At 45.6% G+C, this 12,935-nt stretch carries 9 protein-coding genes; 8 read left to right on the plus strand and 1 reads right to left on the minus strand.

The features are described 5' to 3' along the window. The first annotated feature begins 270 nt into the window (after positions 1-270). The 6 genes from ITG12_RS01970 (at position 271) to ITG12_RS01995 (ending at position 7,262) form a co-directional block, all read left to right on the plus strand. Positions 271-1,584, plus strand: a complete 1,314-nt coding sequence (locus ITG12_RS01970; protein ID WP_170946224.1) for a MipA/OmpV family protein — start codon at positions 271-273, stop codon at positions 1,582-1,584. A gap of 524 nt (positions 1,585-2,108) precedes the next feature. After that, the gene (locus tag ITG12_RS01975; RefSeq protein WP_005442705.1) at positions 2,109-4,556 is read left to right on the plus strand and encodes a DmsA/YnfE/YnfF family dimethyl sulfoxide reductase; all 2,448 of its coding nucleotides are present in this window, start codon (positions 2,109-2,111) and stop codon (positions 4,554-4,556) included. After that, a complete protein-coding gene (locus tag ITG12_RS01980) occupies positions 4,556-5,185 on the plus strand; it encodes a DMSO/selenate family reductase complex B subunit (RefSeq protein WP_005433785.1) in 630 nt (209 codons plus the stop codon). Before ITG12_RS01975 ends, ITG12_RS01980 begins: the two co-directional genes overlap by 1 nt. Continuing rightward, on the plus strand, positions 5,185-6,036 hold the full coding sequence (locus ITG12_RS01985) for a DmsC/YnfH family molybdoenzyme membrane anchor subunit (RefSeq protein ID WP_248873506.1): 852 nt from the start codon (positions 5,185-5,187) through the stop codon (positions 6,034-6,036). The genes ITG12_RS01980 and ITG12_RS01985 overlap by 1 nt, the downstream gene beginning before the upstream one ends. A gap of 130 nt (positions 6,037-6,166) precedes the next feature. After that, entirely contained in the window at positions 6,167-6,778 is a 612-nt protein-coding gene (locus ITG12_RS01990) for a molecular chaperone TorD family protein (RefSeq protein ID WP_248873508.1), read from the plus strand. After that, positions 6,765-7,262, plus strand: coding sequence for a 4Fe-4S binding protein (locus ITG12_RS01995; protein WP_248873510.1), 498 nt, complete (start codon positions 6,765-6,767; stop codon positions 7,260-7,262). The genes ITG12_RS01990 and ITG12_RS01995 overlap by 14 nt, the downstream gene beginning before the upstream one ends. 52 nt (positions 7,263-7,314) lie before the next feature. Here the strand turns inward: ITG12_RS01995 and ITG12_RS02000 are convergent, their stop codons facing one another. Further along, on the minus strand, positions 7,315-7,899 hold the full coding sequence (locus ITG12_RS02000) for an FMN-dependent NADH-azoreductase (protein WP_248873511.1): 585 nt from the start codon (positions 7,897-7,899) through the stop codon (positions 7,315-7,317). 196 nt (positions 7,900-8,095) lie between these two features. Here ITG12_RS02000 and hrpA point away from each other — a divergent pair, with 196 nt between their 5' ends. Together hrpA and ITG12_RS02010 are read left to right on the plus strand one after the other, a co-directional pair. Further along, a complete protein-coding gene (gene hrpA, locus ITG12_RS02005; protein WP_283102919.1) occupies positions 8,096-12,127 on the plus strand; it encodes an ATP-dependent RNA helicase HrpA in 4,032 nt (1,343 codons plus the stop codon). A gap of 214 nt (positions 12,128-12,341) precedes the next feature. Next, on the plus strand, positions 12,342-12,821 hold the full coding sequence (locus ITG12_RS02010) for an outer membrane beta-barrel protein (protein WP_248873981.1): 480 nt from the start codon (positions 12,342-12,344) through the stop codon (positions 12,819-12,821). The last annotated feature ends 114 nt before the right edge of the window (positions 12,822-12,935 follow it).

The raw sequence follows: 12,935 nt of genomic DNA on the forward strand, positions 1-12,935 counted from the left end.
TAACCTTTGATTATGATTGTGTATTTTCTTATGTGTATGTATTCATAGCAAAAATGCGATTGCAGATTAAAGATAAAATCCAGAAACGCGTAAGTGCAATTGGTTGAATATTTGAGGTTAATTCAAAACAAATTTATAAATCGCCTAAAATATGGGCGGTTATAACGAGGTTAAGTAGTCCTGTAGGAATTTTTAACCGATAGACGAATAAAGTCAGATATACTCTTTGTGATTGAATACTGTCTCTAATTACAGCGACATAGGAGAGTTATGAAACACCTACTAGGAACATCGCTAGCCTGCTCAGGCTTATTGCTAAACGGAGCCGCATTTGCTGAGTCGAAGCATGCTGAACAAGAGTGGGGCATTGCTGCGATGTACCGGACTGCTGCGATTCCTTTTTATACTGCTGACGATGACTCGACGGTAAGCACGTTTGTGCCAATGATGTTCTTTGAGAATGAGCACCTTTACATTGATGGCCTTGAAGGTGGTGTGTTCTTATATGATGAGGACGACTCAGATTGGCGTGCAAGTGCGATCATGCGCTTGCGCTTTGTTGACATACCTAAATCGGTTCAAAACGCTTTTGAGGGCGATCGTGTCGACTTCGGTGGCCAAATTCGTTACAACTTTGACGAGAACTGGCGCGCCGAATTCGAAGTGATGACGGATGACGAATTCCAATTTCATTCCAACTACCGTATCGCGGCTAACTATGAGTTAGGCGACTGGGAGTTGGAACCTTCTTTTACCATTCGTTATAAAGATGCCGATTTCAACAGTACTTATTACTCGTTTGATGAAGTAACGGGCGAGAAAATTGGTGCAGGTATTGATGCGAACTTAGGCATTAAAGCCCGATACCACGTCATTTCTAATTTGTACCTACTCGGCGAAACGAGCATTACTCGTCTCGACAGTGAAGCGTACAACAGCCAAATTGTTGAAGACCGCTATCAGGGTGAAGTATTCGTTGGCTTTGGTTTTTTCAATGACAAAGGGAAGGCTCGTAAATCAGAGTTGAGCAACCGTCCGTATCTGCGTGTTGCACACGGCTGGGCAACGCCTTCCAATATTGGCGATATTTTCAAATTTAATGCCGAGAAGGACGAGTACAACAACCAGCTCACCTCATTATTCTACGGACACCCATTGACGGATGAAATCTTCGGTTTCCCAATTGATATCTATCTAACACCAGGTTTGGTTCATCATTGGTCATCTGAAGTTCAATCGTCCAGTACTGAGTATGTAATGGCGATTAAGGCTTACTACACCTTTGATTGGCCGACCAAATGGCGTTTCGGTGTCGCAGAGGGTATGTCTTACATCGATAACATCACCTACATCGAAGGTACTGAGATGGAAGAGAAAGGTTACACCGCAAGTAATTTGCTGAACTATCTCGACTTCTCATTTGATGTGAATGTAGGTGATCTGTTTAACCAGAAAGATTGGGAAAACATGTGGGTAGGTTACTCATTACATCACCGTAGTGCTATCTTCGAGAGTGCTTCTCAGTTTGGCCGCATCAAAGGCGGCAGTAACTATAATACGATCTACTTACAGTACGATTTTTAAGCTCAGCTGAAAACAAATACGAATAAGCCTCATCTTGACATGAGGCTTATTTATTTTCTTTTAATTGGTAATTATTATTATTTTTATTCTTCTGTATTCTTATTTGTTATCCATTCAATTTAAAAACCATTCTGATATTTAATTGAATTGACACACCTCTGACCTATTAATATTTCATTCATATAAAACGTTGAAATGAAATATAAGATTGCATTTTGTATTTTTTAATAATTGACTGTGGTCAAGATTATCACCCCTTAAATCTACAAGGATATTAATAGTGGCGGGTGGCCATGCCTTAGTTGCTCAAGGCTTGTGCTATCTAGCTTAATTGATGGTTTTGTAGAAATGTTGCTTTGATTTGCCTTGTGTATTAATTAAAGCGAAATTAGATATTTTCAATGAATGCCTATTTTGAAAATACAATCTCTATGTCTTTTATTTCTAACGAGTGTTCTTTCCCCACTTAAAGCCATTAATTAAGCGCCACGACCAAATTCAAAAACGTAATTTAGGAAAAAACCATGAGTCAAAATGGTAAGTTTAATATTACTCGGCGTGATGCTTTAAAGGGTGGTTCTGCACTTGGTGCTCTAGCGCTAGCAGGAAACGCGCTTTCTCTCCCGTTTGCAACTAAAGCGGTTGCCAAAGAAACACCAGCAAAACCAAACGAAAAAATTGTCTGGTCGGCATGTACCGTAAACTGTGGTTCTCGTTGTCCGCTTCGTATGCACGTGGTCGACGGTGAAATCAAATGGGTAGAAACCGATAACACGGGTGATGATGTTTACAACCACAATCACCAAGTTCGTGCTTGTTTGCGTGGTCGCTCTATGCGTCGCCGTGTTTACTCGCCAGACCGTTTGAAATACCCACTTCTTCGCGTTGGTAAGCGTGGTGAAGGTAAGTTCAAACGCATCACTTGGGATGAAGCCTTTGACCTCATTGGTGATAACCTAAAACGCATCATTAAAGACCACGGTAATGATGCGGTGTACCTAAACTACGGTACAGGTACGCTTGGTGGTACAGTAACTAAGAGTTGGGATCCAAGCGCGACATTGGTTGCTCGTATGATGAACCTTTGTGGTGGTTACCTAAATCACTACGGTGACTACTCTGCAGCAAACATCGAATGTATGTCGGAGTACTTCTACGGTTCGTTCGTTGATAACAACTCGATTGACGATGTTCAAAATGCAGACCTATGTCTGATGTTTGGTAACAACCCAGCGGAAACCCGTATGTCGGGTGGTGGTCAGGTTCACAACTATGTGGATGCGAAAAACATCAGTCACACTCGCACGATTTGTATCGACCCTCGTTACACTGACACTGCTGCAGGCCGTGAAGACCAATGGATTCCTATCAAGCACGGTACAGATGCAGCTTTAATTGCAGCCATCGCCCATGTATTGATTACGGAAGATAAAGTCGATCAAGACTTCCTTGACCGTTACTGTGTGGGTTACGACCGTAAAACGCTTCCTGCATCAGCGCCAGAAAACGGCAGCTACAAAGATTATATTATGGGCACTGGCCCAGATGGCATCGAGAAAACCCCAGAGTGGGCACAGCCAATCACCGGTATTCCTGCTGATGTGATTTTGAAACTTGCACGCGAAGTTGGCGATGCTAAACGCATTTACATTACCCAAGGTTGGGGCTTACAACGCTCAGCAAATGGTGAGCAAGCGTGTAAAGCGGTAATGATGTTGTCATTGCTACGTGGTCAAGTTGGCTTGCAAGGTGGTGGTACTGGTGCTCGTGAAGGTAACCACTCATACCCATTCCAACGCTTCCCGAAAGTGCCAAACCCGATCAGCGCTTCTATCCCAATGTTCCTTTGGACAGACGCGATTTACCGCGGTACGGAAATGACAGATCTGACCGACGGCATTAAAGGCGTTCAGAAGCTACAAAACAACATCAAGTTTATCTGGAACTACGCAGGTAACTGTCTGATTAACCAACACTCAGACATCAACCGCACACACGAAATTCTTCAAGATGAAAAAGCGTGTGAAATGATTGTGGTGATCGACAACCACATGACGTCTTCGGCGAAGTATGCCGATATCGTATTGCCAGACTGCACAACGTCAGAGCAATCGGATTTCTGTATGGATGGTGCAGCTGCATCAATGCCTTACTTCATCTTTGCAAGCCAAGCGATTAAACCTCGTTTCGAATGCAAACCTATCTACGACATTATGTCTGGTGTGGCGAAGCGCATGGGCGTGTTTGATGAGTTTACTGAAGGTCGCACTCAAGAAGAGTGGCTGCAATGGATGTACGCTCAGACCGTTAAACAAAACAACGATCCAAACTTGCCGTCTTACGATGAGATGAGAAAGCAGGGCATCTATAAGAAGCAATTCGACCGTCCACACGTGGCATACGAAGACTTCCGTCGTGACCCAGAAGCGAACCCACTACCATCGCCATCGGGCAAGATTGAAATCTACTCGGAGACGTTAGCGAAGATCAACGAAGAATGGGAATTGGACGAAGATGAATCAATCAAGCCATTACCAGAATACGTTTCGACGTTTAATGGCTGGGATTCTCCTGATCGTAAAGAGTACCCACTTCAGTTAACGGGTTTCCACTACAAAGCTCGTGCGCACTCTACGTACGGTAACGTCGACATCCTAAAAGCAGCGGCACCACAGGAACTTTGGATCAACCCGATTGATGCAGCGTCACGCAACATCGACAACGGTGACTTGGTTAGCGTGCGCAGTAAGTTCGGTGAAATGAACGTTCGCGTAAAAGTAACCCCACGCATCATGCCACACATCGTTGGCTTAGGTGAGGGCGCATGGTACTCACCAAATGGTAAAGGTGTTGACCAAGCGGGTTCAATCAACGTGCTGACGACACAACGTCCAAGCCCGTTGGCAAAATCAAACCCGAGCCATACCAACCTCGTTGAAGTGACGCTAATTAAGAAAATGGGGGCTAAATAATGAGCACAGCGAAGCAGTATGGCTTTTACATTGATTCAAGCAAATGTACTGGCTGCAAGACATGTCAGCTCTCTTGTAAAGATAACAAAGATCTGGGTATCGACCGCAACTTCCGTCGTGTTTACGAATACGTAGGCGGCAACTGGACAGAAGAAAACGGCGCGTTCCGTCAAAACGTGTTCGCGTACTACCTATCGATCTCTTGTAACCACTGTACTAACCCTGCGTGTACCAAGGTTTGTCCATCAGGTGCAATGCACAAGCGTGAAGAAGATGGCTTTGTTGTTGTCGATGAAAGCGTGTGTATCGGCTGTAAATCTTGTCACATGGCCTGCCCATACGGCGCACCTCAATACAGCGAAGAAAAAGGTCACATGACTAAGTGTGATGGTTGTTACGAACGTGTCGCAGAAGGCTTAATGCCAGTGTGTGTTGATAGCTGTCCATTGCGTGCGATTGAGTTTGGTCCAATTGATGAGCTACGCGCGAAATATGGTTCAAACGCGGATGTGGCACCACTGCCAGATTCTCGCATTACGAGCCCGAACTTGATCGTGAAGCTAAATCCAAATGGTCGTCCAACCAATGACCGCACTGGTTTCCTACAGAATCCAAGAGAGGTGAAATAATGTTATACGAAGCACCATTAGTTGCCTTTACGGTTCTTGCTCAAACAGCGGTTGGCGCGCACCTAACGGTTAATGCATTCGAGAAATTCGGTAAGCCACCACGCGTGACAGAGCCTCGTATGAACATCGCTCGTTTCGCAATTTTGGTTGTAATGGGATTGGGTTTCTTGTTTTCAACCACTCACTTGGGTAGCCCTCTTCGTGCCTTCAACGCATTAAACCGTGTTGGTAGTGCGGCGCTATCTAACGAGATCTTAACGGGTGCAAGCTTTCTGTCTCTAGCCGGTTTGTACTGGTTGCTAACGATTCTAAAAATCGGCAGCGAAGGCGTGCGTAAAATTGTGAACTGGTTGTCTATCGCGGTTAGCGTGATTTTCATGTTCGCGATGGCAAATGTTTACCAAATAGAAACGGTACCAGCATGGTACTCACCAATGACCACGGTTGCGTTTTGGTTCACGGTCGTGACTTCGGGTCTGATGTTCGGTTACACGCTTATCAACGTATTGGACGTGACGGCTGAGAAAACCAATCGTCGCCTAATGTGGGCTGGTGCAAGCCTGATTGCGCTGAACCTAGCGTTCTCAGTAATGCAGACGATTTATTTCGCAGGTATCTCAACGGCGATTCACAGTGGCTTGGATCAAATCACAATGCTATCTGGCTATGTTGCTGGTCATGTGTTGTTGCTTGTGGTTGCTGCTGCTCTTTGGGTATTCGCTGAGTTGTTTACCGCAGAAGGTCGTCAGAAGAACTTGCTAGTTATCGTGGCATTCGTTGCCTTGTTCGTTGCAGAGATTCTAGGTCGCAATGTGTTCTACGGCATGCACTTTACATCTGGTTTGTACTAATAACCGTTATTTGTGCTGATAACCATTATTTGTACTGATAACAATTAGCAGAGTGGGGCGAGTGTTCGTCCCATCTCTTTTCCGTTTTACTTAATCGAAGAATAAAAACACCAGTCATCAAAGGTACTTCATGCAAATTTCTCAACTTGAACCACAAGATACCAGCATCGTTCTTAAGCTGTGTGGTGCACTGTTTTACTACCAGCCAAAAGATTACCCGGCGGCAAATCTCGATACGTTGCTGAGCAATACTGATACACCAATTGAAGCGCTTAATGACATGCTGCGCAGCTTTCAAAACGAGAGCGAAGAGGCACTGCAAATGGAGCACGATCGCATGTTTGCTGGTATTGGCGAGATGCCAGCGCCACCTTGGGGTTCGGCTTATCTAGATAAAGAAGCGGTGTTGTTTGGTGAATCAACCATTGAATATCGTTACTTCTTGCAGCGTTGTGGCTTTGCTTTGGAATCTGACCAACGTGAGCCAGAAGACCAGATCGGCTTGATGCTGATGGTGCTAGGTATGTTGATTGAAACTGATCAACAAAAACTGGCGGCTGAAATGTTGCGCGAGCACTTGATGACGTGGTTTGGCTTTTTCAACAAGCGCTTCAAAAAAGCGGTGACTCTTGCGCCTTACTCAAAACTGTCGAATCTTACTGAAGAATTACTTCAATCCCTGAGTGAGCAATACCAAGTCGTTGTGCCTGCAAAGAGAGATTACTCGGATGCGCCAGTCTGAATCGGTTGATCTAAGCAAGCGACGTCTGTTTTCGTTTCGTCGCGCACCAGTGGAACAAGCTCAAGAGCCTCGTGTTAAAGCGAGACCGCCTTATGCGGTGGAAGAGTCGATGTTCACTCGGCTTTGTGATGGATGCGGAAAGTGCGCTTCTGCATGTCCGAGCCAAATCATAGAAATGGTTGATGGCGTTGCCGCGTTAGACATCAGCTACTCGGCATGTGATTTATGCGGCGCGTGTAAGTCGGCGTGCCCTACATTGGCGCTTTCAAACCAAACAGAGTCTACAGGCTTGATAGCAACTATCTCGAACAGCTGCGAAAACTTATACGGTTATTGCGGCAGTTGCGAGGACAGTTGCCCATATGATGCTTTGCAATGGCAAGATGATGTCAAACCTAAAATTGACGCTAACAAATGCAAAGGTTGCGGACAATGCGCACAAAGCTGCTACAACAGCATCATTAGCTTTGACTTAAAACGATAAAAAAGGGATTGGCGCGAACCAATCCCTTTTTTGTATTCAATTCTATTCAATCTTACGCCAAGGTTGCCAATTGGCTTTGCGCGTCTGAAATGCCTTTCGCTGCTGCGTCATCACCCATGTTTAGCGCTTCTGCGTAAACAAACTCCACATCCGTGATACCAACAAAGCCCAATACTGTGCGTAGGTATGGTGTCATGCTGTCGGTTGGTGAGTCTTTATGAAGACCGCCACGTGTGGTGACTACGATTGCTTTCTTACCTTCAATCAGACCTTGAACGCCATTTTCTGTGTATTTGAATGTCACGTCTGCACGAGCAATCAAATCAATCCAGTTTTTTAGCTGAGTTGGAATCGTAAAGTTGTACATTGGTGCTGCGATAACCAAAGTATTTGCTGCTTTGATTTCTTCAATTAAGGTATCAGATAGGTCAACCACCGCTTGTTGCTCTTGTGAAAGATCTTCTGTTGCACGAAGTGCTGTCGCAACGGAAAAGTCTAAAACTGGCAGTGGATTTGCAGCTAAGTCACGAACAGTTAGCTTATCTTGGTCTACATTTTTGATGAAGTCTTCAACCAGTTTGTTTGATTGAGAGTAATCGCCAAGGATGCTTGATTTAAGAGCTAGTACACGAGACATATGAGTTTCCTTTAATAAGTGCTTTCGGCTATGTGATGCATTATAGGCAATGCTCAGCGACTCAAAACCCGATGGATTTGCTTAAGTTGTTCGAAAAAATTGAATGATTGCTTGAAGCTGCTTTCCGTTATCTTGTTCTAGCCCTTATGTGCTACAATCCGCGCAGTTTTATGTAATGAAAAGAATAGGAAACGCTTTGACTTCGTCACAGCCCCCAAAAAAGAATCCCGCTGAAGAGCAAGCGGCACCGTCAAATGGTGCGCAAAATGCCAAAGCGAAGCAGGCTAATGCATCTCAAGCACAAGCTTCTCAGAATGCTGCGCCTCAGGCTCAAGTAAATAACGCGGCGTCACTGCGCAAGGCACTTAACCAGTGCATGATGCGTGACCGCTTCCGCTTGAGTAAACGAATCTCTGGTGCAAGCAAAATCAAAAAAGACGCAGCACGTAACGCTGTGTTTGATGAAATCGCATTAGACATCGCCAAATCCATGATGGTTGTGGAGCAACGTAGTAGCTACAAACCAACGATTGAATACCCTGAGATTCTGCCAGTCAGCCAAAAACGCGACGACATTGCGAAAGCGATCGAAGAAAACCAAGTGGTTATCGTTGCGGGTGAGACCGGTTCAGGTAAAACCACTCAGCTACCAAAAATCTGTGCTGAGCTTGGTCGCGGTAAATTCGGTCTGATTGGTCATACTCAGCCTCGTCGTCTTGCGGCGCGTTCGGTTGCGAACCGTATCGCCGAAGAGATGGAAACCAAGCTTGGTGAGTTTGTTGGTTACAAGGTTCGATTTAACGATCAGATCTCTGAAAATACCCAAATCAAATTGATGACGGACGGTATCTTGCTGGCTGAAATTCAGCATGACCGTTTCTTGAATCAATATGACACCATCATTATCGATGAAGCGCACGAGCGCAGTCTTAACATCGATTTCATCTTGGGTTACTTGAAAGAGTTGCTGCCACGTCGTCCTGATCTGAAAGTGATCATCACGTCGGCAACCATCGACCCTGAGCGTTTTTCAAAACACTTCAACAATGCACCAATCATTGAAGTGTCAGGTCGTACTTACCCGGTAGAGACGCGTTACCGTCCACTAAGTGGTGATGACGATAATGATCGTGACCAACTTGAAGGTATCTTCGAAGCGGTAGACGAACTGTGCGATGAAGGCTTAGGTGACATCCTGATCTTCATGAACGGTGAGCGTGAAATCCGTGATACCGCTGACGCACTGTCTAAACGTAATCTGAAGAGCACGGAAATTGTGCCGCTTTACGCGCGTTTGTCGGCGGGTGAACAGAACAAGATTTTCCAACCTCATGCTGGTCGCCGCATTGTACTGGCAACCAACGTAGCGGAAACGTCGTTGACGGTTCCGGGCATCAAGTACGTTATCGACCCAGGTACGGCGCGTATTAGCCGATACAGTTACCGTACTAAGGTTCAGCGCCTTCCAATCGAGCCAGTTTCTCAGGCGAGTGCGAACCAGCGTAAAGGTCGTTGTGGTCGTGTGGAAGAGGGTATCTGTATCCGTCTGTACTCAGAGGAAGATTTTGAGTCACGCCCGGAGTTTACCGATCCTGAGATCCTGCGTACTAACCTAGCGTCGGTTATCTTGCAGATGACCGCACTTGGTTTGGGCGATATTCAAGCCTTCCCGTTTGTGGAAGCGCCAGACAAACGTAATATCCAAGACGGTGTTCGTTTGCTGGAAGAGCTTGGTGCGATTAACGCAGAAGCGAAACCGTCCGATTCTCAAGGTAATAAGAAACGCCTGACCAGTATTGGCCGTCAACTTGCCCGCCTTCCAATCGATCCACGTTTAGCGCGTATGGTATTGGAAGCTCCAAAACAAGGCGCGCTGAAAGAAGTCATGGTTATCGCAGCGGCATTGTCGATTCAGGACCCGCGTGAGCGTCCAAGTGACAAGCAGCAATCATCAGATGACAAACACAAACGCTTCTTCCATGAAGAATCAGACTTCCTGACGTTGGTGAACTTGTGGGACTACATCCAGAAGCAACAAAAAGCGCTGACGGGCAACCAATTCCGCAAACAGTGTAAGCAAGATTACTTGAACTACTTGCGCGTTCGTGAGTGGCAAGATGTGTACTTCCAAATTCACCAATCCATGCGTGAAATGGAGTTCAAACTCAACGATGAGCCTGCGTCTTACCATGGCGTTCATAGTTCTATTCTTGTGGGTTTGTTGTCGCACATCGGTATGAAAGACCAAGAGAAGAATGTATATCAAGGTGCGCGTAACGCTCGTTTCCATATCTTCCCTGCATCAGGTCTATTCAAGAAACAACCTAAGTGGATCATGTCTGCTGAATTGGTGGAAACCTCTAAACTTTGGGGCCGTATCATCGCCAAGATTCAACCAGAGTGGATTGAACCGTTAGCGAAGCACCTAATTAAGCGCAGCTACAGCGAGCCGCATTGGTCGAAGAAACGCGCAGCAGTCTTGGCACACGAAAAAGTGATGCTTTACGGGGTACCGATTGTTCCTAACCGTTTGGTAAACTACGGAAGTATCGATCCAACGGTGAGCCGTGAGATCTTTATCCGTAGCGCGTTGGTAGAAGGCGAGTGGGACACTAAACACGCATTCTTTAAGCAAAACCGCAAACTTCTGCAAGAGGTGGAAGAGCTTGAGCATAAATCTCGTCGCCGCGATATTTTGGTGGACGATGATGAGTTGTTTGATTTCTACGACCAACGTGTGGGTACGGAAGTCGTTTCTGGTAAGCACTTCGATACATGGTGGAAGAAGGCATCGAAAGACAACAAAGAGCTGCTGAACTTCGAAAAAGAGATGCTGTTCAAAGGCGATGCTAGCCACGTAACCGATTTGGATTACCCGAACTTCTGGCACCAAAACAACCTAAAACTTAAGCTGAGCTACCAGTTTGAACCGGGCGAAGACAGCGATGGTGTGACGGTACACTTACCGCTGCCGATCCTTAACCAAGTTGAGCCAGCGGGCTTTGACTGGCAGATCCCTGGTCTGCGCCATGAGCTTGTGGTGAGCTTGATTAAATCGCTGCCGAAGACGATTCGTAAAAACTTTGTTCCTGCACCAAACTATGCTGATGCTTTCTTAGCTCGCTCGACGCCAATGGAAGCACCTTTATTAGATTCGCTTGAAAAAGAGCTTCGTCGAATGACTGGTGTGGAAGTTCTGCGCGAAGATTGGAATATGGATCAAATTCCTGAGCACTTGAAGGTGACTTTCCGCGCGGTTGACCATAGAAATCGCAAGTTGAAGGAAAATAGCGACCTTCATGCGTTGAAAGAAAGCCTGAAAGACAAAGTTCAAGAAACGCTGTCTAAAGTCGCCGATGATGACATTGAGCAGCAAGGCTTACATACTTGGAGCTTTGGTGAGCTGCCTAAGGTATATCAACAAAAACGCGGTGGTTACGACGTTAAAGCGTACCCGGCGATTGTGGATTCCAAAGACAGTGTAGAAATCAAACTGTACGAAACTGAATACGAACAGGTGACGGCTATGCAAGCGGGTCAGCGTCGTCTGATCTTGTTAAACGTGCCGTCGCCAATCAAATATCTGCACTCCAACTTACCGAACAAATCGAAGTTGGGTCTGTACTTTAACCCTTACGGTAAAGTGTTGGATCTGATTGATGACTGTATCGCGTGTGGTGTCGATAAGCTTATCGAAGAGCAGGGCGGTTTGGTTTGGGAGCCTGAGAAGTTTGATGCGCTGAAAGAACACGTTCGTGCAGAGCTGGGTGACACAGTTGTGGATATTGCACAACAAGTCGAAACCATTCTGACGACGGCTTTCAATATCAACAAAAAGTTGAAAGGCAAAGTGGATTTCACCATGGCATTTGCGTTATCTGACATTAAAGCGCAAGTGGAAGGTTTGATTTTCAAAGGCTTCGCAACAGAGTGTGGTTGGAAGCGTCTTCCGGACATTCTGCGTTACATGCGTGCCATTGAACGTCGTATGGAGAAGCTACCGATCGATCCAAACAAAGACCGTTTACACATGTTGAGAGTCGAGTCAGTGGCGAGTGATTACAAAGAACTACTTAATAAGATTCCGAAAGGCATGGTGATTCCAGAAAACGTGAAAGAAGTGCGTTGGATGATCGAAGAGCTTCGAGTAAGCCTTTTTGCTCAACAATTAGGCACTCCGTATCCGGTTTCTGATAAACGAGTCAAAAATGCGATTGATGCTTGCTAAACGCTAAGTACAATAGCGGCAGTTTTTCTTGTGAGGTTCATCGACTTATCAATGGTTTGTCCAGTTTAGGTCGCTGTTGGTATAGTATTTGCTAAGAATTGTTCACAAGTTATTTTAAGTCACAAGGGAGGCAATGATTCGCCTCCCTTGTGTTTGCAGTACCAACCTCTGCGACGGTGCAGGAGTGGGTAATTATAAAGAGTAAAGGTTGATGATGAAGAAAACTCTATTGGCAGTGGCACTTCTAAGTGCTTCTTCTGCAGCAATGGCAGATTCATGGATTTATGGTGGTGCTTCTGTAGGTCAGTCTGACTTCAAAGGCGAGACTGACACTTCATACTCTGTACACGTAGGTACAGGTATTCTGCCTATCATCGGTATCGAAGCGGGTGTTACTCAGCACGGTGAATTCAAGATCGCAGGTCACGAAACTAAGCTGACTTCTTACTACGCAGCGCTTAAGCCAAGCATCGACTTCGGTCCACTGCACGTTTACGCGAAAGGTGGTATCCACCAGTGGGATAAGAAAGTGTCTGGCGGTAAAGACGACGATGATCTGGATCTAATGTACGGTGTAGGCGCTGAATACTTCATTTTCGGTCCAATGTCTGTTGGCGCAAGCTACATGAACTACACAGCGGGTAAAGACGACATCGGTACGTTCTCTCTAAACGCGACGTTGCACTTCCTATAATCGTCGAACATTTCGAAGATTTATTTGATAAACACCGGCAACGCGCCGGTGTTTTTTTGTCTGTAAATCACACAAATCAATATTGAGCATAAATTATTCATTTCTCGGTCTTAA

This window comes from Vibrio sp. ED002 (assembly GCF_023277445.1).
GTDB classification, from domain to species: Bacteria; Pseudomonadota; Gammaproteobacteria; order Enterobacterales; family Vibrionaceae; genus Vibrio; species Vibrio jasicida.